The sequence below is a fragment of the Azospirillum sp. OGB3 genome, assembly GCF_014192915.1.
In the GTDB taxonomy this organism is placed as follows: Bacteria; Pseudomonadota; Alphaproteobacteria; order Azospirillales; family Azospirillaceae; genus Azospirillum.
Genome location: NZ_JACHYN010000016.1, coordinates 96,647 through 121,883, shown reverse-complemented (window position 1 = coordinate 121,883; position 25,237 = coordinate 96,647). Strand labels below are relative to the sequence as shown.

Genomic DNA, 25,237 nt, shown 5'->3' with positions numbered 1-25,237 from the left:
TCTGCGAGGGAGCAGTGATCGTCCAGGCGACAGCTGTGGCCGATCCGGCAGAGCCTCCACACGGAAAACAGGCAAGCACCGTCCTTAAATGGGGCCTTAGGCTCACCATCCCCGCGTTTCCACCAATCCCCCAAAAAGAAAGCCCCTCCCCGGCGGACCGGGAAGGGGCTTTTTTCATGCTGCGACCGGCGTGGGATCAGGTCGCTCCCTGGGGGGCGATCTGGCCTCCGGGGGCGACGCCCGGCTGGCCGGTGACCGGCTCCGTCGCGTGGTGGGCGATGGCCGTCGGCGCCGACTCCGGGCTCATCAGCGACATGCTGACGGTCGGGGTCTTCCATTCCAGGCTGTCGAAGGCGCCGCAATGGCCGCACAGGCCGCCCCAGCTCGGGCTGACCGCGTTGCAGGCGCTGCAGGTCCAGGCCGCGTCCGCCGGGGCGTTGGCCGCCTGGGCCAGCCAGGCGCGCGCCGCCTCCTCGTCCTGCCGCTCCGCCCGCTCCAGCTCGGCCAGGAGCTGGAAGACGCGGCGCGACGGCCGCATCTCCAGCGCCTTGGTCAGATGGGCGCGGGCCTCGCCCCAGAGCTGGGCGTCGAGGGCGGCGCGGGCTACGGCGAGCAGCGACTCGACGTCGTTGGGCGCATGGTTGCGCAGCTTCTCGAACATCTTGACCCGGGTCATCGGGTCGTTGCTCGACACCACCTCGCGGTAGGCCGAGGTCAGGTCCGGGTGCGGGTTGACGCGCCAGCAGCGCTCGAGGGTCTTGGCGGCGTTCTTGTGCTTGCCGATGGCCATCTGCAGCCGGGCCGCGCGGGCCGCCGCCGGGACGAAGCCGGACAGCAGGTCGTGCGCCGCCTGGGCGTGCGACAGGGCCGAGTCGGACCGGCCGCGGCGCTCCGCCTCGAAGCTGCGCTCCAGAAGCAGGGTGGCGCGGTGGCGGCGGCCGTCGTCGGGGTTGATGGCGCCGGCCTGGACGGCCTGCTGGAGCGTGCCTTCCGCCGCCGCCCATTCGCCCGAGCGGGCTTCCAGGTCGTACAGCGTGCCGAGCAGCCAGGGCGTGTTGGGCTGGAGCGACTGGGCGCGGCGGGCGAGCTGCAGAGCCTCCACCCGGTCGCCGGCCTTCAGCGACTGCGTCAGCAGCCCGCGCAGGCCGAGGAAGGCGGTCTCCGGCCGGTCGAGCATGGCGGTGAAGTATTCCTTCGCCGCGCGGTCGTCGCCCTGGAGCTGGGCGGCCTGGGCCGACAGCAGCATGGTCAGCGGCGGCTCGTTGAGCAGCCCGTCGGCCTTGCGCGCCATCTTGCGGGCGGTCGTGGCGTCGCCGGCGGCGACGGCGACCATGCCGCGGGTCAGCGCCTGATAGCCGCGCTCGCGCCGGCGCGACCGGCGGTAGCGGCCGTAGTTGCGCGGGGCGCCGAGGATGGCGCGGGCCAGCCGGTAGAGGACGATGCCCGCCGCCAGAGCCGCCACGCCGATCAGGATGGCGATGCCGATGCCGGTCTCGACGACGTAGCCCTGCCAGTTGATGGCGAGGGTGCCGGGGTGGTTGGCCAGCCAGACCGCGATCGCGACGACGATGGCGACCTTGATGATGAACCAGATGGCGCGTGTCATTGGGCCGCTCCCTTGACACCGGCGGACTGCGACAGCAGGCCGATGGCGCGGTTGGTGAGCTGCTGGCCCGCCTCGTTGGCGGCCAGACGGGCCTTGGCGTCGGCGATCCACGGGGCGGCGACCTGCGCCGCCGGACCCTTCAGGGCCGCCAGCTCGTTGACCGCGCCGCCGAGGTTGCCGGCCTGCAGCGCGGCTTCGGCGCGGGCGACCACCGCCGAGGCGCCGTCGCCGACCGCGTCGCCGCCCGAGCGGCGCACGGTGACCAGCGTGGCGATCTTGCCGGTGACCTGCTCCACCCAGTCGTTGCCCTCGCCCTGGTTGTCGGCGCGCACGATGTCGGAGGCCATGGCGGAGAAGCGGTCGGTGAGCTGCGGCTGGGTCGGCACGCCCTTGCCGGCGTAGCCGGCCACGGCCTCCAGCGGCTGCGTCACCTGGGCGTCGCCCGACGCCACGGCACGGACGGCCTGGAGTTCCTGCTGGAAGGGCTGCCCGGCGGCCAGGGCGGAGCGGAGCTGCCCGGCGGCCAGCACCAGCGCCTGGGCGGCGGTGGCGGCGTCGCGGCGGGTTTCCACCGCCTGGTTGACGGCGGCCAGCTCCTGCTTCAGGGCGTCCACCTCCTGGCGGATCTGCCCGGCGGCCTGGACCTCGCTGCCCACCGAGTCGACGCGCTGCTGGACTTGGCCGAGCTGCTCGGTCAGCTGGGCGACGCGCGGGTCGGGCTCGGCCGGGGCGGCTTCGGCGGCGGCCTGCGGGCGCTGCTCGAGCTGCTGGATGCGGGCGGCGAGCTGGCCGACGGCGTTGTCCAGCGTCTGCTGGTCGATGCCGGCGGCGGCCGCGTTGCCCTCGGCCGGGGCGGCGGGGCGCTGCTCCAGCTTGGCGAGGCGCTCGGTCAACTGCTGGATCTGGTTGCGCAGGGCCGGGTCGGGCTGCGCCGCCGGGGCGGCGGCGGACGGGGCGGCGGGGCCGCCGGCGGTGGGCCAGCCGGGAACGCGCGGGCCCCACCAGGGCTGCGACAAGGCGGCGGCGCCGACCAGCAGGGCGATCAGCGACACGGCGGTGGCGAAGCCGGCGCCGGACTTGCGCTCCTCCCGCGGCGCCTCATAGCGCGGCGGCTCGTAGGAGGAGGCGGTGTAGGCGGGGGCGGGGGGCTCCACCGGCGGCGGCGTCTCGCTCTTGACCTCGTCCGACTTGAAGGGATCGGCCTTGCCCTCCTCGATCCGGGTCTCCTCGACCTTGATCGTCTCGGCCCTCACCTCGCCGCCGGGCAGCGTGTCGGCGCCCGGCAAAGTGGAGGGCGGCAGGGTGTCCGCAGCGGGCGGCAGGGTGGAAGGCGGCAAATCCGTGGCCGGCACCGGCCCGCCACCCGGCAGCGTGTCGGCGCCCGGCAGGGTGTCCTCGGTCCTGCCGGGCTCGTTCTGGTCGGGCTCGGTCTTGCCGGGCTCGGTCTTGAACGGCTCGGCGCTCCTGGGGAGGGGGGAGGCCGACGCGATGATGGCGGCGTCCGGCGGCAGCGGCGTCACCGAGCCGGCGGCGTCCGGGGCGTTGCGGTCCTCGCTCGGCGTGGCGGCTTCCAGGTCGGCTTCGCTCAGCTTGATGCGATGCTTGGCGGCGGAGGCGCGGAGGTCGGCGTGGCGGGCCAGCGGAATGGCGCCGCGCTTCTTCCAGCCCTGCACCGTGGTGACCGGGATGTCCAGCTTGTGGGCCATGGGACGGATGCCGCCGAAGCGCTCGATGATGCGTTCGACGGCGGGGCCGCCGGCCACCTGATTCTGGTCGGCCATCTGGTTCTGGTTGGGCGTCTGGTTCTGGTCGGACGGCGTGTGGCCGTTCGGGTCAGCCTCGTGTTCGGAGCCTGGGCGAGAGGTCATTGGGTGCCTTCTGGTCGCAGTTGTTCTCAACGAACGCCACACAAGCCCCCAAGCGGATGCGCTCAAGCCCGGCCCGTGCCGCCGGATGCTTCCGGCAGCAGGCCGAGCAGAGAGTCCTGCTCCGGCCGTGGCGCCACCCGTACGTTCTGCCACGGTGTCACTCCCAGCTCACCGTACGCGCGGGCAGCCTCCGCGACCGCGGGGCTGAGGCAGAGCGCGTCCACTGTACGACAGCGGTCGATGAGCCCGGCCTCGGCGACAAGCCTAACAAACGAACGGGCGGTACGGGGAGAGAAAAACAACACGGCGTCCAGTGTTCCCGTACGCAGCAGCGCCGCCGTGCCGTCCGACAGCCGTGCGCTCGGAACGGCGTCGTACAGCGTTTCCCGCAGGATGGAAAATCCGGACTCCCCCAGCAGGGCCGACAGGTCTCCGGCGAGCTTGGTTCCTGCGACATGAAGTAGCGGACCCGCCGCCGCGCTGCAGCGTCGGCGCACCAGATCGGCCAGCGCGTACACGTCGCCGGACGCGCTTTCGACCTGCGTGAAACCGGCCGCGCGGGCGGCGGTCGCGGTGGCGTCGCCGACCGCATAGACCGGACGGTCAAGCCGGCTTGTACGTCTGGTGTATCCCCGTACGCCGTTTGCGCTGGTGAAGAGGAGGGCCTGTACGTTCCCGACGTCCGGCTCCGGCCCGTCCAGCCAGCGGATCTCCAGCATCGGCTCCGCCGACACGGTGAAGCCCAGCGCGCGCAGACGGGCCGCCAGCGGCTCGGAATCCTCCGCCGGACGGGTGACCAGGAGGTGAGGGGCCGCCATCGCCGGCCGCCGTCAGCTCTTGAAGAAGTCGGGCGGCAGGACCGCCTTGATCTCCGCCCCGGCGTCGGCGCCGATCGCCGCGGCGTCGCCGGCGCTGCCGCTGCGCTCGGCCCGGAAGACCTGCCGTCCGTCGTTGGACAGCACCTTGGCCTTCAGATGCAGCCGGTCGCCGTCCAGCGTGGCCAGCCCGGCGATGGGAGTGCGGCAGGAGCCGTCGAGCATGGCGAGGAGCGCGCGCTCCGCCGTCACGCGGGCCGTGGTGGCCGCGCAGTTCAGCGGGGCCAGCAGGGCGCGGGTGGCCTCGTCGGCGCTGCGGATTTCGATGCCGATGGCGCCCTGGGCGACGGCGGGCAGCATCTCCTCATGCTCCAGCACGGCGGTGATGCGATCGGTCAGACCGAGGCGGCGCAGCCCGGCGAGCGCCAGCAGGGTGGCGTCGACCTCCCCGGCCTCCAGCTTGGCGAGGCGGCTCTGAACGTTGCCGCGGAAGGGGACGACCGTCAGGTCGGGCCGCCGCTCCAGGATCTGGGCCTGACGGCGAAGGCCCGCGGTGCCGACGACGGACCCGGCAGGCAGCGTGTCCACCGTATGGCCGCCGCGCGAGAAGAAGGCGTCGCGCGTGTCCTCGCGCGGCAGGAGCGTGGAAATCTCCAGCCCGTCCGGCATCCAGGTCGGCACGTCCTTCATCGAATGGACGGCGAGGTCGGCGCGGCCGTCGAGCAGCGCGTCCTCCAACTCCTTGGTGAACAGGCCCTTGCCGCCGGCCTCGGCCAGCGTGCGGTCCAGGATGCGGTCGCCGGTCGTCTTGAAGACGACGATCTCGATGGCGCCGGGGGCGGCCAGATGCGGGTGCGCCGCGATCAGCCGGTCGCGGGTCTCGTGGGCCTGCGCCAGCGCCAGCGGGCTGCCGCGCGTGCCGATGCGGAGCGGTTGGGTCATGGGGCCAGTGTTCTAGGCGATCCACCGCGGTTTGCAAGCCCTGGTGACGGGCCTGCTACTCTTTGGTGAAAGACTTCGCCGTGCATCTCATGATGCGCATCTCATTGCGCGCGCCGGGCCGTGACGACCATGCGGCGGCTGTCCACCGTCCAGGGCGCTCCCTCGAAATCGCCGGCCAGCCGTTCCATGGCGAATCCGGCGCTCTCCAGCATCAGTTCCAGCTCGTAGCGGAAGATCATCCGCCAGGTGAAGCCGTACTCGGTCACCGCGATCTTGCCGTCCGGCAGCAGCTCGTCGTACCAGCCGTGGATGCGCTGGCACTGCCGCTCGTCCAGGCGGGTGGCCAGGCTGTTGCGGATGTAGCGGTTGCCGCTGTGCGGGTTGCGCCGCGGCTCCGACGGGCTGGGCTTCGTCTCGGCGTCCATCGGCAGAGTCAGCGGGTTCATCACGTCCAGCGCCAACATGCCGTCGGGCGCCAGATGGGCGGCGGCGGCGGCCAGCGTGCGGCGCTCCGCCGTCAGGTCGGGGATCAGCATCAGCACGTTGAAGGGGATGACCGCCAGCCGGAAATCCCGCACCGGCAGGTCGAGCGCCGCGGCGTCCTGCCGCACCATGTGGACGCGGTCCCGCACCTCCGGCGCCTCGCGTTCCAGCTTGGCGCCGAGCTGGTCGAGCATGGCGGCGGAGACGTCCACCGCCCACACCGTGTGCCCGGCGCGGGCCAGCGGGATGGTCAGGCGGCCGGTGCCGCAGCCGATCTCCAGAACCGGGCCGCCGGTTGCCGCCGCGCGCTCCGTGTAGAAGGGCACGTCGCCCAGCATGCCGAGGCGGGCCAGCGTTGCCGCATGCTCGGCCCGCGCCTCGCCGATCTCCAGCGAGGGGTAGTCGCCGTCGTAATAGACGATGCTGGCGTCGTCGTCGGGGACGTCCTTGTTCATGGAAAGGGAAAACCCTGAAGAATCCGGGCCAAGACCCTATACCAGAGCGGTGGAGACGGCTAGTTTGACGGCCATCATGATCGTTCTTGGAATCGAAACGAGCTGCGACGAGACGGCGGCGGCCATTGTGACCGACGCGCGGGAGATCCGCGCCGACGTGGTGCTCTCGCAGCTGGACGACCACACGCCCTACGGCGGGGTGGTGCCGGAGATCGCCGCGCGCGCCCATCTGGAGCATTTGGACGGGCTGATCCGCCGCGCCATGGCGGAGTCCGGGCTGGGCTTCGCCGACATCGACGCCGTGGCGGCGACCGGTGGGCCGGGGCTGATCGGCGGGGTGATCGTCGGGGTGATGACCGCCAAGGCCATCGCCGCGGCGCGCGGTCTGCCCTTCGTCGCGGTGAACCATCTGGAAGGCCACGCGCTGACCGCCCGGCTGACCGACGACGTGCCGTTCCCCTACCTGCTGCTGCTGGTGTCCGGCGGGCACTGCCAGCTCCTGGTGGTCGAGGGGGTGGGCCGCTACCGGCGGCTCGGCACCACCATCGACGACGCGGTGGGGGAGGCGTTCGACAAGACGGCCAAGCTGCTCGGCCTCGGCTATCCCGGCGGGCCGCTGCTGGAGAAGGCGGCGGCGCTGGCGACGAACCCGGGCCGCTTCGAGCTGCCGCGCCCGATGGTCGGGCGCCCCGGCTGCGATTTCTCCTTCTCCGGCCTGAAGACCGCGGTGCGGCGCCATGTCGAGGAGCTGGGAACGCCCCTGTCGGCGGAGGACCAGGCCGACCTCGCCGCCGCCTTCCAGACCACGGTGGCCGAGGTGATGGCCGACCGCTGCGCCCGCGCCATGCGCCGCTTCAAGGAGATGCACCCGCAGGGCGGCGCCCTGGTGGTGGCCGGCGGCGTGGCGGCCAACAGGACGCTACGCGCCCGCCTGCAGACGCTGGCCGACCGCGAGGGCATGCCCTTCGTGGCGCCACCGCTGCGGCTGTGCACCGACAACGCGGCGATGATCGCCTGGGCGGGGATCGAGCGGTTGCGGCTGGGCCAGACCGACCCGCTGGACTTCGCGCCGCGCCCGCGCTGGCCGCTCGACCCCAGCGCGAAGCCGGCCATCGGCAAGGCCGGAGTCGGCTCCGGCGTGAAGGCGTGAGGATGATGCCGTCGTGACCCTGACCTTCCGCACCGCCGGGCGCGACGACGTGCCGGAGATCGTCCGGCTGACCGCCGACGACGCCCTGTCCACCGGCGGCGACGTCTATGCAGAGCCGCTGGACCCGCTCTACTGGGACGCCTTCGACCGCATGGCGGCCCAGCCGGGCAATTCCATCGTGCTGGCGGAGCGGGACGGGCGGATCGTCGGCTGCTTTCAGTTCACCGTCACCCACGGGCTGGCCCGCCGGGGCGCGGCGCGGGCGACGGTGGAGGCGGTGAAGGTGGACGGCGCGCTGCGCGGCCAGGGGATCGGCAGCGCCATGATGCGGCACGCCATCGCGCTGGCCCGCGCCGAGGGCTGCGTGATGGTGCAGCTGACCAGCCAGACCCGGCGCACCGACGCCCACCGCTTCTACGAGCGGCTGGGCTTCCGGGCGAGCCATGTCGGGATGAAGCTTCTGCTGACGCCGGAGGCGTGACCGACCGGGTTGCGGACCGGGGACGCTCCGCCTAAACAGTCGGGCGATTCTTTCAAGGCAAGTCTTAAAAACGGGGGGCATCCATGGCGGCAACGGACTTCCGGCGCATCGGCGTGATCGGCGGCGGGGCCTGGGGCACGGCGCTGGCTCTGGCCGCCCTGCGCGCCGGGCGGGAGGCTCTGCTGTGGGCGCGCGAGCCGGCGGTGGTCGAATCGGTCAACGCCGCGCGGGAGAATCGCGACTATCTGCCGGGGGTGACCCTGCCCGCCGAGTTGCGCGCGACCGGCGATCTGGGCGAGGCCGCCGCCTGCGACGCCATCCTCCTCGTCACCCCGGCCCAGCATCTGCGCAGCGCCTGCGCCGGCCTCGCCGCCCATCTGCGGCCGGGCACCCCGCTGGTCATCTGCGCCAAGGGGATCGAGCTGGACAGCCACGCCCTGATGAGCGAGGCGGCGGCGGCCGCGCTGCCGGCGGGGACCCCGTTGGCCGTGCTGTCCGGCCCGACCTTCGCGGCGGAGGTGGCGCGCGGCCTGCCGACCGCGGTGACCCTGGCCTGCGCCGACGCCGCGCTGGGCGCCCGGCTGGTCGAGGCGCTGGGCAGCCGCACCTTCCGCCCATACCTGTCCGACGATGTGGTGGGCTCGCAGATCGGCGGGGCGGTGAAGAACGTGCTGGCCATCGCCTGCGGCGTGGTGGAAGGCCGCAAGCTGGGCGACAACGCGCGGGCGGCGCTGATCACCCGCGGGCTGGCCGAGATCACCCGGCTGGCCCTGGCGCTCGGCGGCCGGCCGGAGACGCTGATGGGGCTGTCCGGGCTGGGCGACCTGACGCTGACCTGCTCCAGCCTGCAATCGCGCAACATGTCGCTGGGCGCCGCCCTGGGCGCCGGCCGGGCGCTGGCCGAGGTGCTGGCGGAGCGCCGCTCCGTCGCCGAGGGCGTCTACACCGCCGCCGCGGTGGTCGGGCTGGCCGGGAAGAAGGGCGTCGACATGCCGCTGTGTGCCGCCGTGGACGCCATCCTGAACCGCGGCGCCGGGCTGGACGCGACGATCGACGGGCTGCTGTCGCGGCCGTTCCGCGGGGAAGGGCGCTGAGGAAAGCACCACGACGACAGAAAGGCCTTCACGAGGAGGTTCGGCACCTTCCGCGGCGGCCCCGGCTGCGCTAGGCTCGCGCCCGACCGAACGGGAGACTCAAGCCATGCTGTACATGTTCCATTGCACCGACAAGGCCGGCGCCGCTCAGGTGCGGACCGACAACCGCCCGGCCCATCTGGCCTATCTGGAGGCGCACGCCGACCGCCTGTTCGCCGCCGGCCCGCTGCTGTCCGACGACGGGCAGGGCATGGCCGGCAGCCTGCTGATCGTGGAGTGCGCCGACGAGGCCGACGCCAAGGCGTTCGCCGCCAACGACCCCTACGCCCAGGCCGGCCTGTTCGAGAACGTGGAGATCCGGGCGTGGCGCCGGGTCTACCCGAAGTCCTGACCGGGGCGGACGGCGATGGCCCGCTGGCTTCTGAAGTCGGAGCCCTTCAAATATTCGTGGGAGCGCATGGTCGCTGACGGCACCACCCATTGGGACGGCGTGCGCAACCATCAGGCGTCGAACAACCTGAAGGCCATGAAGGTCGGCGACCGGGCCTTCTTCTACCACTCGAACGAGGGGCTGGAGGTGGTCGGCGTCGTCGAGATCGCTCGGGAATACTACCCGGACCCGAGCGACGAGGCGGGGCGCTTCGGCATGGTCGACGTGCGGGCGCTGCTGCCCGTCAAGAAGCCGGTCACGCTGAAGACGATGAAGGCCGATCCGCTGCTTCAGGGCATGGCTCTGGTCAAGCAGTCGCGCCTGTCGGTCTGCCCGGTGTCGGACGCCGAATGGGCGCATGTCTGCGCGCTGGCCGGGATCGAGGCGTGACGGTTCCCTGAATCTGTTGAGAGCGCGGCCGTCTGTGGCGGCGGATCAGTCCGCCGGCTCGCAGATGGCCGCCTGGAAATCCTGCGTGGCCTGAAGCATCCGGCGGGCCAGCGCCTGCATCTCCGCCGCGGCTCCGGCGAAGCCGGCCTCCTGCCCGAACGGCGCCAGGGCGGCGGAACCGGACGCCTCCAGCTCCGCCAGCGACGCCGTGCGCAGGGTGGCGTCGATCACCATCAGGCTGGTGCGGCTGCCCATCTCCGACAGGCGCCCGGCCAGTTCCATGCCCAGTTCCATGCCCTGTCCGGCGCTGCCGCCAGACGTGCCGTTTCCGGTGGTGCCGTTTCCGGCCGTGCCGTCCGCGTTGGTCGTGCTGGCCATCCCGGTGCCCTGCTGTTGGGTGAACAGCATGCACGCTAACGATGCGGCGGTTAAGACCGGGTTAAGCGGCCCCGCGAAGGGCGTCATCATGCTTTCGTATTATCCGCGACAAATAGTCGCGCGGTCGTGCGGCCGTGGACGCTGGTGAAGTCAAAGGAACGGGCGGTGCGCTGCAACAAAGTGGAGCGGAAAGCTCCGATGGAGAGGGCGGACAATCAGCCGTTCTGCTTGTGGTGACGGGAACTTGTGTGGATAATGTCCCGCAACAGGAGCGGTCGGAAGCCGCTCCCCAACAGCCCTTCAGGGCGTAACCAGAAGCACTACGGGGGAATCGCGAGCCAATGTCCGACAATTCGTTTTTTCCTGTTAAGCCGGAAATCGCCAAGACCGCTTACGTGGACGAAGCCGCCTACGCCCGCCTGTACGAGCAATCGATCAACGATCCGGAAGCCTTCTGGGGCGAGCAGGGCAAGCGCATCGACTGGATCAAGCCCTACAGCAAGGTGAAGGACGTCAGCTACACCGGCGACGTCCACATCAAGTGGTTCTACGACGGCACGCTGAATGTCTCCGCCAACTGCGTCGACCGCCATCTGGCGACGCGCGGCGACCAGACCGCCATCATCTTCGAGGGCGACGATCCGGGCGTTTCCAAGCACATCACCTACAAGGAACTGCACGAGCAGGTCTGCCGCCTCGCCAACGTTCTGAAGAAGAACGGCGTCAAGAAGGGCGACCGCGTCACCATCTACCTGCCGATGATCCCCGAGGCCGCCTACGCCATGCTGGCCTGCGCGCGCGTCGGCGCCATCCACTCCATCGTGTTCGGCGGCTTCTCGCCGGACAGCCTGAAGGACCGCATCGTCGACTGCGACAGCCACTTCGTCATCACCTCCGACGAAGGCCTGCGCGGCGGCCGCAAGGTTCCGCTGAAGGCGAACGCCGACAAGGCCGTCGCCGCGGCGCCGGGCGTCAAGCACGTGCTGGTCGTCAAGCACACCGGCGGCAACGTCGCCTGGACCGAGGGCCGCGACCTCTGGTACCACGAGGAGATCGCGTCGGTCTCCGCCGACTGCCCGCCGGAGGAGATGAGCGCGGAAGACCCGCTGTTCATCCTCTACACCTCGGGCTCGACCGGCAAGCCGAAGGGCGTGCTGCACACCACCGGCGGCTATCTCGTCTACGCGTCGATGACCCACCAGTACGTCTTCGACTACAAGGACGGCGAGGTCTACTGGTGCACCGCCGACGTGGGCTGGGTCACCGGCCACAGCTACATCGTCTACGGCCCGCTGGCCAACGGCGCCACCACGCTGATGTTCGAAGGCGTGCCGACCTATCCGGACATCTCCCGCTTCTGGCAGGTGGTGGACAAGCACAAGGTCAACATCTTCTACACCGCCCCGACCGCCATCCGCTCGCTGATGCGCGAGGGTGAGGCTCCGGTGAAGAAGACCTCGCGGTCCTCGCTGCGCATCCTGGGATCGGTGGGCGAGCCGATCAACCCGGAAGCCTGGCTGTGGTACTACAACGTGGTCGGCGACGGCCGTTGCCCGATCGTCGACACCTGGTGGCAAACCGAGACCGGCGGCATCCTGATCACCCCGCTGCCGGGCGCCATCGGCCAGAAGCCGGGTTCGGCCACCAAGCCCTTCTTCGGCGTCAAGCCGGTCGTCGTGGACAACGACGGCAAGGAGCTGGAGGGCGAGACGGAAGGCAACCTGTGCATCGCCGACAGCTGGCCGGGCCAGATGCGCACGGTGTTCGGCGACCACGAGCGCTTCGTCCAGACCTACTTCTCGACCTTCGCGGGCTATTACTTCACCGGTGACGGCTGCCGCCGCGACGCGGACGGCTACTACTGGATCACCGGCCGCGTGGACGACGTGATCAACGTGTCCGGCCACCGCATGGGCACGGCGGAAGTGGAAAGCGCGCTGGTCGCCCACCCGAAGGTCGCCGAGGCCGCCGTCGTCGGCTACCCGCACGACCTCAAGGGCCAGGGCATCTACGCCTACGTCACGCTCAACGCCGGGGAAAGCCCGACCGAGGAGCTGCGCAAGGAACTGGTGGCCTGGGTGCGCAAGGAGATCGGCCCGATCGCCTCGCCGGACCTGATCCAGTGGTCGCCGGGCCTGCCGAAGACCCGCTCGGGCAAGATCATGCGCCGCATCCTGCGCAAGATCGCCGCGAACGAGCACGACAGCCTGGGCGACACCTCGACGCTGGCCGATCCGACCGTCGTGACCGACCTGATCGAGAACCGCATGAACAACGCCTGACCACGGCGTTCATCGGATCTGTCTACGGACCGGGGGCCTTCGTGGCCCCCGGTTTCGTTTTGGAGCCGTTATTTGGGAGCGGTGTCCGAGCCGCCGGAGGCTCCGCTGCCGGACTGATTCTTCACGGACTCGGCGGTGCCGGGCTTCAGGCCGGACTCGCCGCTTGCCGCGTCGGGGACGGCGCCGATGCGGCCCTGCGCGCGGGTCTCCGCCGCGTTCTTCTGCTTCTCGGTGCGGCGCTCGCCCAACGTCGGGTCCTGGGCGCCGGTCGATTCCATCCAGGCTTCGCCCTGGGACGGCGGGGCGGCGCCGAGACCGCCCTCCATCGTCTTGGCGTCCTGCGCCACGGCGGCTCCGGACAGGGCGAGGCTGGCGGCCAGCAAGGCGATGGCGCCGGGGACGTAAGACGAGGCCTGGGTCGTCATGGTTCGCTCTCCTCCTTGGTGGGAGGGGCAACAGCGGAGCGAGACGGCGGGTTCCCAGCTCACCCGTTGGTGGAACCGGGTTAGCCCATGCCCGTCCCGTCGCACCAGGGCTGGCGCCGTTCGCCGTGGTAGGGGCGGGCGAGTCCCGCTTCGATCAGCGCGGCCGACAGGTCGTCCCCTCCGCCGGTCAGCACGCGGGCGCGCACCCGCCCGCCGTACTTGTCGGGCTGGATGTCGAGCAGCCGCACCGGGGCGGCCCCGATCAGGCGGCGCGCGTGGTCGCGGGCGGTCTCGGCCAGTTCCCGCTCGCGGGGGCAGCGGGCGCGCATCTCGGGCGCGTCCAGCCCGTCCACCCGGATGTGGGTTTCCACCACCTGACCCAGCCAGATGGTGGCGCGCACCAGCAGCGTGTCGCCATCCAGGACCTCCAGCACCTCCGCCGGGATCGGGCCGGGCAGGGTGGGCGGAGCAGCCTGGACGGTGCCGGCCAGCAGAATGGGGAGAAACGCCAGCCATATCCCGGCGGAGCGGACCGGGCATGGGGGAATGGACTTGGGCGATCCCATGACGGGCGATCCCATGGCGCGACCTCTCCGGGCACCGGTTCGCGAAGCGGCGAACCGGTCACAGAGTAGCGCGCGAACCAGAACGCATCAAGCACAACCTAGGTATTTTGTCCTGAATGCGTATGTGTTCAATTCTCAAACGGGAATGCAGAGGCAATCGATCCTAAAAGCGCTGGCTTAGAAGTCCGAGCAGCGGCCCTTGAACTCCCAATCGCCGAAGCGGGTCGGCTCCGGTCCCTGCGGACCGCCGATCTCGCCGGGCATCTGTTCGGGTCCCTTGGCGCCGGTTTCGGGGGTCTTTTCGGCGTCGGGCTTCGCGGCATCCTGCGGTGCCGGGCCGGTGGTCTTCGTCTCGGTCATGGCCGTCCTCTGGGGTCGGGTGCGGTGCTTGGCCATCTTGAACGATGCCTTCCGCCAAGCCCATATCACCAGACAGGCCCGGCGGAAAGCCCCGCCGGGGCCATCCTGTCCAACCAACAGTGAAACCGTCCAGAAGATCGCCCGGAACACCGTCAAGAGAACACCGCCATGACCAGTTATGTGAAGACCACCATCCTCCTCGCCGGCCTGACCGCCCTGTTCATGGGCATCGGCTATCTGATCGGCGGCAAGGGCGGCATGATGATCGCCTTCGTCATGGCGCTGGGCATGAACCTGTTCAGCTACTGGAATTCCGGCGACATGGTGCTGTCCATGTACGGCGCGCGGGAGGTCGACGCCTACACCGCCCCCGAATATTACGGCATTGTCCAGCAGCTCGCCGAGCGCGCCGGCCTGCCGATGCCGCGCGTCTACATCATGGAAAACGACCAGCCCAACGCCTTCGCCACCGGGCGCAACCCGGAGAACGCCGCGGTCGCCGCCACCACCGGCCTGCTGCGCCTGCTGAGCCCAGAAGAGATCGCCGGCGTCATGGCGCACGAGCTGGCCCATGTGAAGAACCGCGACACGCTGATCATGACGATCACGGCGACCATCGCGGGCGCCATCTCCATGCTCGCCAACTTCGGCATGTTCTTCGGCGCGTCGCAGGGCAACAGCCAGAACGGGCAGGGCGGCAACCCGCTGGGGCTGATCGGCGGCATCCTGATCGCCGTGCTGGCTCCCTTCGCCGCGATGATCGTCCAGATGGCGATCAGCCGCACCCGCGAGTACGAGGCCGACCGGATCGGCGCGGAAATCTGCGGGCGCCCGCTGTGGCTGGCCGACGCGCTGACCCGCATTCACAACTACGCCCACCAGATTCCCAATTACGCGGCGGAATCCAACCCGGCGACGGCGCACCTGTTCATCGCCAACCCGCTGCACGGGCGCAGCTTCGACAGCCTGTTCTCCACCCACCCGAACATGGAGGAACGGGTGCGCCGCCTGCGCGGCATGGCCGGCCCCTCTTTCATGCCGCGCAGCCCCTGGGGGTGAGCGAAGGCGGCTCGGTTCGCGGTTGCACGCCTGAAGACGTACGTCTACCTTCCCTCCGCTTTCCGATTGTGGGGCGATCAGGGGGAACACCGCATGTCCGACGTCACGAAATACCGCCTCGTCACCCGGTCCGACTTCGACGGGCTGGTCTGCGCCGTGCTCCTGAAGGAGCTGGGCATCCTCGACGAGATCAAGTTCGTGCATCCCAAGGACATGCAGGACGGCAAGGTCGAAATCTCCGACTGCGACATCACCACCAACCTGCCCTATGTCCCCGGCGTCCATCTCGCCTTCGACCACCATCTGTCGGAGACGATCCGCGTCGGGAAGCGCGACAACCACATCATCGAGGCCGACGCCCCCTCCGCCGCCCGCGTCGTCTACAATTACTACGGCGGCAAGGAGCGCTTCCCGACCATCTCCGACGCGATGATGGCCGCGGTCGATCAGGCCGACTCCGCCCAATACGGCATCGAGGACATCCTGAAGCCGCAGGGCTGGGCCCTGCTGAACTTCATCATGGACGCGCGCACCGGCCTCGGCCGCTTCCGCGATTTCCGCATCTCCAACTATCAGCTGATGATGGAGCTGATCGACTATTGCCGCAGCCACGGCATCGACGAGATCCTCGCCCTGCCCGACGTGAAGGAGCGGGTGGACCTCTACACCGAGCATGAGGCGAAGTTCTCCGACCAGCTCGCCCGCTGCAGCACGATCCGCGGCAACGTCGTGGTCATCGACCTGCGGCGGGAGGAGACCATCTACGCCGGCAACCGCTTCATGATCTACGCGATGTACCCGGAATCGAACGTGTCGATCCACGTGCTGTGGGGGCTGAAGCAGCAGAACACGGTGCTGGCCTGCGGCAAGTCGATCATCAACCGCAGCTCCAGGACCAACATCGGCCCGCTGATGCTGGAGTATGGCGGCGGCGGGCACGAGGCGGCGGGCACCTGCCAAGTGGACAACGACAAGGCCGAAACAGTGCTGGAGGAGATCGTCGGGCGCATGCGCGCCGACGGCTGACGGGAATCGTGCCGGACCTGTTTCTCGACAAGACCCCGCTGTTCGACGCGGGGTGGCTGGGCGTGTCCGCCGCCACCAGCCGGGATGACGTGCTGCTGTGCATCGCCGAAGCGGAGCGCCGCGCCGAGGAGGCGCTGGATGAGCTTGCCCGGATGTTGGGACAGGGCGTCGCGGCGGCGGAGCGCGACCGGCGCATCGACGCCCTGCTGGCGCTGGAGACGCACGGCATCCCCGCTTCCGGCGCCGCGGCGGACAGGGCGGTGGAGCGCGTCATGATGGAGGTCGGCTTCCGCAAGCGCGACCTGATGCCCCGCTTCCACGCGCTGGCCGAGCAGTGCCGCGCCTTTCACCGCCGCGCGCTGGCGGTCGCGCGGGATGCCCGCTGGGCGCTGATGCTGGAGCGCGCCGCCGCCGACCCTGGCGGGCCGTCCAGCCCCATCCAGGGAACGGGGACCCGCTACGTCAAGAGCGACCGCTACGACGCCCGCGCGACGCGCAGCCTGCCGCCGGACGACCGCGTGCGCGCCGACCGTTTCCTCAAGCGGCTGGGGGAGGACCCGGTGCCGCCGGAGCTGGAGCTGGGCCCGCTGGAAGGGACGGCGCTGTGGGGGATGAAGGCGGGCAACGGCAACCGTTTCATCCTGCGCCGGGGCGAGCTGCGCGGCGTCGCCTGCTTCTTCGTCGAGGACGTCGGCCCCTATCCCGACCACGAGGGCGGACGGCGGGGGGCGCTGGCCCGCTGAGGCGTTCCGCCGAGGGGGCCGGAATCCGTTCGGTCCCGTGCTGCGGCTACTCGACACCCGCCGTCCGGCGCGCTACATCCAGCGGCATGTCCGACGCCTCCCTCGCCGCGCGCTCCGCCGCGCTCGACCTTCTGCGCGATGTGCTGCGCAAGTCCATTCCCTTCGACGATGCGTTCGACGCGCATCCGGAGTTGCGAGGGCTCGACCCGCGCGACCGCGGCTTCGTGCGGCTGCTGACCGCCACGGTGCTGCGCCGGCTCGGCCAGATCGACGCGCTGATCCAGGGCAGCCTCGCCAAGCCGGGCCTGCCCAAGGCCACCGTGCACGACATCCTGCGGCTGGGCGTGGCCCAGCTCGTCTTCCTCGGCACGCCCGCCCACGCCGCCGTCGACACGGCGGTGGAGCTGGCTGCGGCCAAGGGGGCGGAACCCTACAAGGGTCTGATCAACGCCGTCCTGCGCCGCATCGGGCGCGAGGGGGCGGAACTGGCCGCCCAGCAGGACGCCGGGCGCCTCAACACGCCGGACTGGCTGTGGCTGGCCTGGCGGCAGGCCTACGGTATCGGCCGCACCCGCGGCATCGTCGAGGCGCACCTGCACGAGGCGCCGCTGGACATCACCGTCAAGGCCGATCCCGCGGTGTGGGCCGAGCGGCTGGAGGCAAAGCTGCTGCCCACCGGCACGCTGCGCCGCGCCGCCGGCGGCAACCTGACGGAATTGCCGGGCTTCGCCGAGGGCGCCTGGTGGGTGCAGGACCTCGCCGCCTCGCTGCCGGCCAAGCTGTTCGGCGATCTGGCGGGCAAGCGCGTCTACGACCTGTGCGCCGCTCCCGGCGGCAAGACCGCGCAGCTCGTCGCGCAGGGCGCGGAAGTGACGGCGGTCGACCGCTCCGCCAAGCGGCTGGAGCGGGTGCGGGAGAATCTGGCCCGCCTCAACCTGTCGGCGGAGGTGCTGGCGACCGACGCCGCCACCTGGACCCCGGACCAGCCCGCCGACGCGGTGCTGCTCGACGCCCCCTGCTCGGCCACCGGGGCGATCCGCCGCCATCCCGACATCCTGCGCGTGAAGTCGCCGGAGGACATCGCCAAGCTGGCCAAGGCGCAGAGCCGCCTGCTGGCCCACGCCGTCGATCTGGTCAAGCCGGGCGGAACGCTGGTCTACTGCACCTGCTCCATCCAGCCGGAGGAGGGCGAGGCGCAGGTCGACCGCATCCTGGCCCGCGACAAGCGGGTCGAGCGCCTGCCCATCACACCGGTTGATCTGGGTGGCGGCCATGCGGGGGATGGCAATTTGGCCGAGTTGATCAACGAGCGCGGTGAGGTACGATCCCTGCCGGGCATGCTCGGGGACCTCGGCGGCATCGATGGGTTCTTCGTGGCACGGCTGCGACGGTTGCACGATTAGGGCACCACCGGCTTGCGGGGGTCGAGGCGAATTTGATACGACAACAGGATGCATCCCCCCGATCGCCCGAATGCCTTCAGCGAAGCGCCGGCCATCGCCTCCCCCTGCCGTGTGACGGGGTGAGCCGATGAGCGCCGGGCGTGGGAAAATGGGCCGCTTGCGGGACGGCGTCGCGCAGATCGCCTTCGGCAACCCGATCTACAAGCTGACCTTGGGCGGCCGCGCGCCGACCGCCCTGTCCGCCGTGCCGCCGGACCCCTGGCCGGGCGACGCCGGGGACGGCTCGGCGATCCTTGCCGGCGTCTTCCGCTTCGGCGGGCAGGCCGCGGCGGCCGACGCCCACGGCGCGCCGAACTGGCGGGCCGGCAGCACCGTCTGGCAGGACGCCCTGCACGGCTTCGAATGGCTGCGCGACCTGCGCGCGGTCGGCGGCGACACGGCGCGGCGGCGCGCCCGCGCGCTGGTGCTGTCCTGGCTGGACCACAACGGGAGCTGGAACGCCCAGACCTGGGCGCCGGAGGTGCTGGGCGCCCGCATCGCCGCCTGGATCGGCCTGCACGACTTCTACTGCGCCTCCGCCGACGACGAGTTCCGCGCCGCGGTCTTCGACAGCCTCGCCCGGCAGGTCAAGCACCTGACCCGCGTCGTGCCCGGCGCGCTGGACGGCAAGGCGCTGGTCACCGCGGCCAAGGGCCTCGTCTATGGCGGCTTCTGCCTGCCGGAGCATGAGCGGATCGGCCAGGACGCGCTGAAGCTGCTGGAGCGGGAACTGCCGCGCCAGATCCTGCCGGACGGCGGCCATGTCGAGCGTTGCCCCTCGGTGCAACTGCGCATCCTGCGCGACCTGATCGACATGCGGTCGGTCCTGCGCACCGCCCGCGCCGACGTGCCGGAGGCGTTGCAGCACGCCATCGACCGCATGACCCCGGCCCTGCGCTTCTTCCGCCACGGCGACGGCGGCCTCGCCCTGTTCAACGGCGGGCGGGAGGAGGACGCGGCGCTGGTCGACACGGTGCTGGCCCAGGCCGACGCCCGCGGGCGCCCGTTGAAGAGCGCGCCTCACACCGGCTTCGAGCGGCTGATCGCCGGGCGGACCATGGTGCTGATGGACACCGGCGTGCCGCCGGTCACCGGGCTGGACGCCACCGCCCACGCCGGCACCCTGTCGCTGGAGATGTCAGTCGGCAAGGAGCGGCTGATCGTCAATTGCGGCGCCCATCCGGTGAAGACCGGCCCGTGGCGCGCCGCGCTGGCCGGCACCGCCGCCCATTCCACCGTCGTGCTGGCCGAGACCAACTCGTCGGAGGTGATCGAGGCGGGCGGGCTGGGCCGCCGCCCCTCCCATGTCGGCTGCGAGCGGCAGGAGAACGACGGGGCGGTGCTGGTCGTCGCCACCCACAACGGCTACAGCCGCAACTTCGGCTATCTGCACCGCCGCCGCGTCTATCTGGCGGAGAACGGCGAGGATCTGCGTGGCGAGGACATGCTGGAGCCGGTGATCGGCGCCACGCCGGAGCCGCGGCCCTTCACCATCCGCTTCCACCTGCATCCCGCGGTCCAGGCGAGCCTCGTCCAGGGCGGGCAGGTGCAGCTGAAGCTGCCGAGCGGTGCCGCCTGGCGGCTGCGCGCCTCGGGCGCCACGCTGGAGCTGGAGGAGAGCATTTATCTGGGCAGCGGCGACGAGCCGCGGCGGACCACCCAGATCGCCGTCTCCGGACATACCGGCCCCGCCATCAAGACGGTGAAATGGGCCTTGCGCCGCGAGCGCAAGGGGGGGTAAACCGCGCGCATCCGCGGCGGACAGGCCGTGGGAATACGGATCGGTGCCTGTTTCGAGTGTCTGTGGAGTGTTCGCCCTGCGACCGTGATCCCCGCCCGGGCGGGGGTGACGAAGCGGGGTGTTTCGCTTTTCCGGCTTTCCGGGTCCCGTCTTCCCATGCCCGGTTCGCCGCTGCCGGTTCCATGACAGCCAGGATGCCCCGATGAGCCCGCCGAACGTCGCCCACTCGCCCGCCCCCGATCTGGTCCGCATCACGCGCGCGCTGATCTCCGTGTCCGACAAGACGGGCCTCGTCGCGCTCGGTCAGGCGCTGGCGGCCAAGGGCGTGGAGATCCTGTCCACCGGCGGCTCCGCCCAGCGGCTGGCCGAGGCCGGCATTCCGGTGAAGGAGGTCTCCGACCACACCGGCTTCCCGGAGATCATGGACGGGCGCGTCAAGACGCTGCACCCGCGCGTGCACGGCGGCATCCTGGCCCGCCGCGACATCCACGCCGAGGCGATGACCACCCACGACATCCCGCCGATCGACCTCGTGGTGGTGAACCTCTACCCGTTCGAGGCGACGGTGTCGAAGGGCGCCGACTACGCCAATTGCGTGGAGAACATCGACATCGGCGGCCCGGCGATGATCCGCGCCGCGGCCAAGAATCACGACTTCGTCACCGTCGTCACCGACCCCGAGGATTACGAGGCGGTGCTGGACGAGCTGGCGACCCATGACGGCGCCGTCACGCTGACGCTCCGCCGCACGCTGGCCCAGCGCGCCTACGCCCGCACGGCCTCCTACGACGCGGCCATCTCCTCCTGGCTGGCCGGCCAGCTCGGCGAGACCTTCCCGCCGCGCACCACCCTGTCGGGCAAGCTCAGCCAGACCCTGCGCTACGGCGAGAACCCGCACCAGCAGGCGGCCTTCTACGTCACCGGTGAGCAGCGTCCGGGTGTGGCGACGGCGATCCAGCTCCAGGGCAAGGAGCTGTCCTACAACAACCTGAACGACACCGACGCCGCCTTCGAGCTGGTCGCCGAATTCGAGCGCCCGGCCGTCGCCATCATCAAGCACGCCAACCCCTGCGGCGTGGCCGAGGGGACGAACCTGCTGGACGCCTACAAGCAGGCCCTGCTGTGCGACCCGGTCAGCGCCTTCGGCGGCATCATCGCCGTCAACCGCCCGCTGGACGCCGCCACGGCGGAGGAGATTTCCAAGCTGTTCGCCGAGGTGGTGATCGCCCCGGACGCCGACGACGCGGCCCGCGCCCTGCTCGCCACCAAGAAGAACCTGCGCGTCCTGCTGACCAAGGACGTGCCGAACCCGGCCGAGCCGGGCATGATGGTGAAGCAGCTCTCCGGCGGCTTCCTGCTGCAGAACCGTGACAACGGCCGCATCACGCTCGACGACCTGAAGGTGGTGACCAAGCGCGCCCCGACGGAGCAGGAGCTGGCCGACCTGCTCTTCGCCTTCCGCGTCGCCAAGCATGTGAAGTCGAACGCCATCGTCTACGCCAAGAACGGCGCCACGGTGGGCGTCGGCGCCGGCCAGATGAGCCGCGTCGACTCGGCGCGCATCGCCGCCATCAAGTCGGCTGAGGCCGCCAAGGCCGCCGGCCTGTCGGAGCCGCTGACCAAGGGGTCGGTGGTCGCCTCGGACGCCTTCTTCCCCTTCGCGGACGGCCTGCTGGCTGCGGCGGAAGCCGGGGTGACGGCGGTGATCCAGCCCGGCGGCTCGATCCGCGACAACGACGTCATCGCCGCCGCCGATGAGAAGGGTCTGGCGATGGTGCTGACGGGGATGCGCCACTTCCGGCACTGAGCCGTTTGGTTACCCCCACCCTGACCCTCCCCCGCTGGGCGGGGGAGGGGATTTTGGGGGCCTGTCTCCCTCCCCCGCCCAGCGGGGGAGGGCTGGGGTGGGGGCCTTACGCCAACACCCCCAGCGCGCGCTTACGACCCCCGTCGCGCCCCCATCAGCCGCGCCAGCAGAGCGGCGGCCCCGGCCTGGGAATCCCCGTCCTTCTCGTCCGGCTTCAGGCGCCCGGTCGCCGCCATGGCGATCAGCATCGCCGGATGCATCGTGGGATGATGCCCTGGCTGGTGCCCCGCCGAATCGCTCTCCCCACGCGCCGCGGCGTGGTCGCGGGCCAGCGCCTCGTTGATGTGCGCGAAGGCCTCGATGTCCTTGATGTGCAACATGTCCGTTCCGCCCTCCGCGCCAAGATCGTTGTGCGTCGCAGCAAAAGGCAAGGTATCAGCTTCCGCTGGGTGAATCCGCCGTCATGCCGCGGCGGACTGTCGCACCACGTTCGCATCGCCCGGTGCCGGCTCCCGAACCGCCAGCATAAGCCCAAAACCGATGACGAAGAAAGCCACAACGCTCGCCATGCCGGCCCGCTGACTCTCGAACAGCGCGGTGGCCAGCCCGAAGGCGAGCGGCCCGACGAAGCCGGCCATGCGGCCGGTCAGGCTGTAGAGCCCGAACATCTCGCCCACCATGCCCGGCGGGGCCAGCCGCGCCATCATCGACCGCCCGGCCGCCTGCGCCGGCCCGAAGAAGGCGCCCAGCCCCAGAGCCAGCACCCAGAACCATGCCTTTTCCGTCGCCAGAAGCAGCGGCACGCCGAAGGCGGTCAGGCCGATCAGGCTGACCAGGATCGTCGGCTTGGCCCCCATCCGGTCGTCCACCCAGGCGAAGCCGATGGCCCCGACGCCGGCCACCACGTTCAGCGCGATGGCGAAGAGCAGGATCTCCTCGAAAGTCATGCCGAAGGCGTGGGCGGCGAAGATACCGCCGAAGGCGGTGATGGTGTTGATGCCGTCGCGGTAGATCGCGCTGGCGATCAGGAAGCGCAGCGTGTTGCGGTGCTTGCGCGTCTCCGCCAGCGTCCGGCGCAGCGTCGCCATGCCCTCCCGCGCCGCCTGACGGATGCCGAGGCCGGTCGCCGGCACGTCCGGAACGAACAGGAAGAAGGGCAGGGCGAACAGCCCGTACCAGGCGGCGGCGAGAAGGGCGGTGGCGCGCACCGGCGCCTGCTCCGCCGTGTCGAGCAGGCCGAACAGCGGGGCGGGGGATTTAACGAAGACGAACAGGGCGACCACCAGACAGGCCAGTCCGCCGAAATAACCGATGCCCCAGCCCCAGCCGGAGATCCGCCCGAGCATCCGCGGCGGGGCCAGCGCGGTCAGGCTGGCGTTGTAGAAGACGTTCGCCAGCTCGAAGGCCACGGTGCCGATGACCACGCAGACCAAGGCGAACAGCGCGTGGGACGGGTCGGGCTTCACCCACCACAGGACGGCGCAGAAGACCACGGTCAGGCCGGTGAACAGCGCCATCCACGGCTTGCGCCGTCCCGTCCGGTCGGCCACCGCGCCCAGCACGGGGCTGAGCAGGGCGATCAGCAGCCCGGCGACGGTCAGCGCGGCACTCCAGCGCGAGGCCCCGGCGACCTCGTCCCCGACCACGCCGCGGGCGAAATAGACCGAGAAGATGAAGGTCGTGATGATGGTGTTGTACGACGAGTTCGCCCAGTCGTAGAGGCACCAGGACGCTATGGCACGGCGGCTCGGCGTGACGTTGGCGGTGGCCATCGGTCGGATTACCCGGCGGCTGCTGGGGGTTCGTCGAGGCGGACCGGGACGAGGTCGATGGTAGGGCGCTGGTCGTCCAAGCGTTGATCGATCCGGATGCGCAATTGCGTCATCTGCGCCTGGATAGCCTCAATCTCCGCCTTCTGCCGCTCCAGATCCGACAGGTCCGGCAGCGGGACGGCGATGCGGTCGGGCGTCTCGTCGGTGCTCATGGGTCCTCTCCGGTTCGGCGTCGGTCGGCTGGCTTCGTCCCACGGGAAAACCCGAAGACTCGCGCCCGCTCAACCGCCCACGCCGAACGAAATCTGGTTGTTGTCGTAGCGGGCGACGATGGTCAGCCGGTCGCCGGGGCGCACGCGGATCGGCGTCTCCAGATAGGTCATCGCCTGCTTCCAGTGGTTCGTCCGCGCCCGGCTTTCGGAGTGGTAGACGACCTCCTCGTCCATCTGCAGGTCGAACCAGAAGGCGACGCCGTGGCAGGTGCCCTCCGCCGTGATCTCCACGGCGATCTCGCGGCCGCCCTCCTCGGGCATGTTGCGGGTGAAGTCGAAGTCGAGCGCGGTGAAGGCGGCCGACAGCGGCGTGTGGGTGTCGGCGCCGAGATCGATCTGCTGATAGCCGGGGGAGCGGAACACGTCGAAGGTCGACATGTCGAAGCCGCCGATGGTCTTCACCGGGTTGATGCGGGCCAGCTCCGGCGTTTCCACCAGCATGGCGTAGACGGTCGAGGCGCGTGGAATGATCGCGCCGCCGGGCTTCACCAGATGGGTGCGCGCGTGCTGCAGCACCGACAGCATGCGCGGCGCCAGCATACCGATGTTGATGAGCTCCGACACGAAGACGTCGGCCTTCTCCGGCAGGTCGCCGCCCGCGCCCACCGAAAGGCGGGTGGACAGCTTCGGCACCACGTCGATGCGCTCGGCGTAGCCGTTGTTGGCGACGGTCTCGCGGGCGATGCGGGCGAGGATCGGGTTCACCTCGCAGGTCACCACCTTCCGCGCCCCGGCGCGCGCCGCCATCATGGCGACGATGCCCGAGCCGGTGCCGATCTCCAGGACCAGCGAGTCCGGGGTCACCGCGCGCTTCAGCGCCGCTTCGTAGGCGTCGTTGCGCTCGAAGTCGTTGATCATCGGCAGGTGCCAGCCGGGGACGGCGTTGGAATGGATCAGCCGGCGGGTGAACTGCACCAGCGGGTGGTCCGGCGCGATGGCGCGGGCGGCCTCGATGGCCTCGACCGCCTCGCTGGCGCGGTCGAGGCTCTGCAGCGTGTGGGCGAGGCCGACATGGGCGGGGACAAAGCGGGGCGCCGCCGCGATCACCACGCGGAACGCCTCCTCGGCCTCCTCCAGGGCGCCGCGGGTGCTCAGCGCCTCGGCGAGGTTGTAGCGGGCCTCCAGATAGTCCGGCGCCCGCTCCAGCGCGGCGCGGAAGGCGGCCTCCGCCTCGTCCAGCCGGCCCAGCTCGCGCAGGGTGGTGCCGAGGAAATTGTGCATTTCCGGCGCGTCGCCGCGCAGGGCCAGGGCGGCGCGGAAGGCGCCCTCGGCGTCCTCCAGCCGGCCCAGCGCCTTCAACGCGTTGCCCAGGTTGCCGTGAAGCTCCGGCAGGCGGTCGTTGAGGGCGATGCCGGCGCGGAACGCCGCTTCCGCCTCCGCCGCCCGGCCGAGCTGGAAAAGCAGGCTGCCGCGGCTGTTGTGGAAGGACGGGTCCTTGCCGTCCTCGGCGATGGCGTGCGTGAAGAGGTCGAGCGCCCCCTCGGGATGGCCGGTGTGGGCGGCGACGACGCCCAGCAGGTGCAGGGCCTGCGCGTTGTGCGGGTCGGTCGCCAGGATCGCCCGGCAGGCCGCCTCCGCCCCGCCCAGATCGTTCGTCCGCAACAGGCGGATGGCGTCGTTCAGGGTCGGCTGGGGGTCGGTCATCGCGGC

The 25,237-nt window shown here is 70.8% G+C and carries 25 protein-coding genes; 12 read left to right on the top strand and 13 right to left on the bottom strand.

The window, feature by feature from the left end; translation table 11 throughout:
* Nucleotides 1–196: 196 nt before the first annotated feature.
* The 5 genes from FHW79_RS25450 to FHW79_RS25430 form a co-directional block, all read right to left on the bottom strand.
* Nucleotides 197–1,606, bottom strand: a complete 1,410-nt coding sequence (locus FHW79_RS25450; protein WP_183181482.1) for a heme biosynthesis HemY N-terminal domain-containing protein — start codon at nucleotides 1,604–1,606, stop codon at nucleotides 197–199.
* On the bottom strand, nucleotides 1,603–3,474 hold the full coding sequence (locus FHW79_RS25445) for a mitofilin family membrane protein (protein ID WP_183181481.1): 1,872 nt from the start codon (nucleotides 3,472–3,474) through the stop codon (nucleotides 1,603–1,605). Before FHW79_RS25445 ends, FHW79_RS25450 begins: the two co-directional genes overlap by 4 nt.
* 62 nt (nucleotides 3,475–3,536) lie before the next feature.
* A complete protein-coding gene (locus FHW79_RS25440; RefSeq protein ID WP_183181480.1) occupies nucleotides 3,537–4,292 on the bottom strand; it encodes a uroporphyrinogen-III synthase in 756 nt (251 codons plus the stop codon).
* Nucleotides 4,293–4,304: 12 nt separating this feature from the next.
* Nucleotides 4,305–5,231, bottom strand: a complete 927-nt coding sequence (gene hemC / locus FHW79_RS25435) for a hydroxymethylbilane synthase (RefSeq protein WP_183181479.1) — start codon at nucleotides 5,229–5,231, stop codon at nucleotides 4,305–4,307.
* 101 nt (nucleotides 5,232–5,332) lie between these two features.
* Nucleotides 5,333–6,169: a class I SAM-dependent methyltransferase gene (locus FHW79_RS25430; RefSeq protein ID WP_183181478.1), complete on the bottom strand. Its 837-nt coding sequence runs from the start codon at nucleotides 6,167–6,169 to the stop codon at nucleotides 5,333–5,335.
* A 76-nt stretch (nucleotides 6,170–6,245) separates the two neighbouring features.
* Here FHW79_RS25430 and tsaD point away from each other — a divergent pair, with 76 nt between their 5' ends.
* The 5 genes from tsaD to FHW79_RS25405 all read left to right on the top strand — a co-directional run bounded on the left by tsaD (nucleotide 6,246) and on the right by FHW79_RS25405 (nucleotide 9,714).
* Nucleotides 6,246–7,319: a tRNA (adenosine(37)-N6)-threonylcarbamoyltransferase complex transferase subunit TsaD gene (gene tsaD / locus FHW79_RS25425; protein ID WP_183181477.1), complete on the top strand. Its 1,074-nt coding sequence runs from the start codon at nucleotides 6,246–6,248 to the stop codon at nucleotides 7,317–7,319.
* A 13-nt stretch (nucleotides 7,320–7,332) separates the two neighbouring features.
* Entirely contained in the window at nucleotides 7,333–7,800 is a 468-nt protein-coding gene (locus FHW79_RS25420) for a GNAT family N-acetyltransferase (protein WP_183181476.1), read from the top strand.
* 83 nt (nucleotides 7,801–7,883) lie between these two features.
* Entirely contained in the window at nucleotides 7,884–8,894 is a 1,011-nt protein-coding gene (locus tag FHW79_RS25415) for an NAD(P)H-dependent glycerol-3-phosphate dehydrogenase (RefSeq protein ID WP_183181475.1), read from the top strand.
* Between the two features lie 106 nt (nucleotides 8,895–9,000).
* Nucleotides 9,001–9,285, top strand: a complete 285-nt coding sequence (locus FHW79_RS25410; RefSeq protein ID WP_183181474.1) for a YciI family protein — start codon at nucleotides 9,001–9,003, stop codon at nucleotides 9,283–9,285.
* A 15-nt stretch (nucleotides 9,286–9,300) separates the two neighbouring features.
* The gene (locus tag FHW79_RS25405) at nucleotides 9,301–9,714 is read left to right on the top strand and encodes an EVE domain-containing protein (RefSeq protein WP_183181473.1); all 414 of its coding nucleotides are present in this window, start codon (nucleotides 9,301–9,303) and stop codon (nucleotides 9,712–9,714) included.
* Nucleotides 9,715–9,759: 45 nt separating this feature from the next.
* On the opposite strand, the gene FHW79_RS25400 is transcribed toward FHW79_RS25405, so the two are convergent.
* Nucleotides 9,760–10,122 (bottom strand): hypothetical protein, encoded by a 363-nt coding sequence (locus FHW79_RS25400; RefSeq protein WP_183181472.1) that lies wholly within the window; start codon nucleotides 10,120–10,122, stop codon nucleotides 9,760–9,762.
* A gap of 311 nt (nucleotides 10,123–10,433) precedes the next feature.
* On the opposite strand from FHW79_RS25400, the gene acs reads away from it, so the two are divergent.
* Nucleotides 10,434–12,374: an acetate--CoA ligase gene (gene acs / locus FHW79_RS25395; protein WP_145677153.1), complete on the top strand. Its 1,941-nt coding sequence runs from the start codon at nucleotides 10,434–10,436 to the stop codon at nucleotides 12,372–12,374.
* Between the two features lie 68 nt (nucleotides 12,375–12,442).
* Here the strand turns inward: acs and FHW79_RS25390 are convergent, their stop codons facing one another.
* The 3 genes from FHW79_RS25390 to FHW79_RS25380 form a co-directional block, all read right to left on the bottom strand.
* Complete coding sequence (locus tag FHW79_RS25390; RefSeq protein WP_183181471.1) at nucleotides 12,443–12,799, bottom strand: hypothetical protein; 357 nt, start codon at nucleotides 12,797–12,799, stop codon at nucleotides 12,443–12,445.
* Nucleotides 12,800–12,879: 80 nt separating this feature from the next.
* A complete protein-coding gene (locus FHW79_RS25385) occupies nucleotides 12,880–13,380 on the bottom strand; it encodes a thermonuclease family protein (protein ID WP_247884600.1) in 501 nt (166 codons plus the stop codon).
* Between the two features lie 162 nt (nucleotides 13,381–13,542).
* Entirely contained in the window at nucleotides 13,543–13,725 is a 183-nt protein-coding gene (locus FHW79_RS25380) for a succinate dehydrogenase assembly factor 4 (RefSeq protein ID WP_183181470.1), read from the bottom strand.
* Nucleotides 13,726–13,893: 168 nt separating this feature from the next.
* Between FHW79_RS25380 and htpX the strand changes: the two genes are divergently transcribed.
* The 6 genes from htpX (at nucleotide 13,894) to purH (ending at nucleotide 21,543) form a co-directional block, all read left to right on the top strand.
* The gene (gene htpX / locus FHW79_RS25375; protein ID WP_183181469.1) at nucleotides 13,894–14,784 is read left to right on the top strand and encodes a zinc metalloprotease HtpX; all 891 of its coding nucleotides are present in this window, start codon (nucleotides 13,894–13,896) and stop codon (nucleotides 14,782–14,784) included.
* A 93-nt stretch (nucleotides 14,785–14,877) separates the two neighbouring features.
* Nucleotides 14,878–15,810 (top strand): exopolyphosphatase, encoded by a 933-nt coding sequence (locus FHW79_RS25370; RefSeq protein WP_183181468.1) that lies wholly within the window; start codon nucleotides 14,878–14,880, stop codon nucleotides 15,808–15,810.
* Nucleotides 15,811–15,818: 8 nt separating this feature from the next.
* Nucleotides 15,819–16,553: a hypothetical protein gene (locus tag FHW79_RS25365; protein ID WP_183181467.1), complete on the top strand. Its 735-nt coding sequence runs from the start codon at nucleotides 15,819–15,821 to the stop codon at nucleotides 16,551–16,553.
* Between the two features lie 86 nt (nucleotides 16,554–16,639).
* A complete protein-coding gene (locus tag FHW79_RS25360) occupies nucleotides 16,640–17,956 on the top strand; it encodes a transcription antitermination factor NusB (protein WP_183181466.1) in 1,317 nt (438 codons plus the stop codon).
* A 148-nt stretch (nucleotides 17,957–18,104) separates the two neighbouring features.
* Nucleotides 18,105–19,736, top strand: coding sequence for a heparinase II/III family protein (locus FHW79_RS25355; RefSeq protein ID WP_183181465.1), 1,632 nt, complete (start codon nucleotides 18,105–18,107; stop codon nucleotides 19,734–19,736).
* 202 nt (nucleotides 19,737–19,938) lie between these two features.
* Nucleotides 19,939–21,543 (top strand): bifunctional phosphoribosylaminoimidazolecarboxamide formyltransferase/IMP cyclohydrolase, encoded by a 1,605-nt coding sequence (gene purH / locus FHW79_RS25350; protein ID WP_183181464.1) that lies wholly within the window; start codon nucleotides 19,939–19,941, stop codon nucleotides 21,541–21,543.
* Nucleotides 21,544–21,674: 131 nt separating this feature from the next.
* Here purH and FHW79_RS25345 read toward each other — a convergent pair whose 3' ends face one another.
* The 4 genes from FHW79_RS25345 to FHW79_RS25330 all read right to left on the bottom strand — a co-directional run bounded on the left by FHW79_RS25345 (nucleotide 21,675) and on the right by FHW79_RS25330 (nucleotide 25,231).
* Entirely contained in the window at nucleotides 21,675–21,923 is a 249-nt protein-coding gene (locus FHW79_RS25345) for a hypothetical protein (RefSeq protein ID WP_183181463.1), read from the bottom strand.
* A gap of 81 nt (nucleotides 21,924–22,004) precedes the next feature.
* A complete protein-coding gene (locus FHW79_RS25340) occupies nucleotides 22,005–23,315 on the bottom strand; it encodes an MFS transporter (RefSeq protein ID WP_183181462.1) in 1,311 nt (436 codons plus the stop codon).
* Between the two features lie 8 nt (nucleotides 23,316–23,323).
* Complete coding sequence (locus tag FHW79_RS25335; RefSeq protein ID WP_183181461.1) at nucleotides 23,324–23,527, bottom strand: hypothetical protein; 204 nt, start codon at nucleotides 23,525–23,527, stop codon at nucleotides 23,324–23,326.
* 69 nt (nucleotides 23,528–23,596) lie between these two features.
* Nucleotides 23,597–25,231 carry a tetratricopeptide repeat protein gene (locus FHW79_RS25330; protein ID WP_183181460.1) on the bottom strand — a complete coding sequence of 545 codons (1,635 nt, stop codon included), beginning with the start codon at nucleotides 25,229–25,231 and terminating at the stop codon, nucleotides 23,597–23,599.
* Nucleotides 25,232–25,237: the final 6 nt, after the last annotated feature.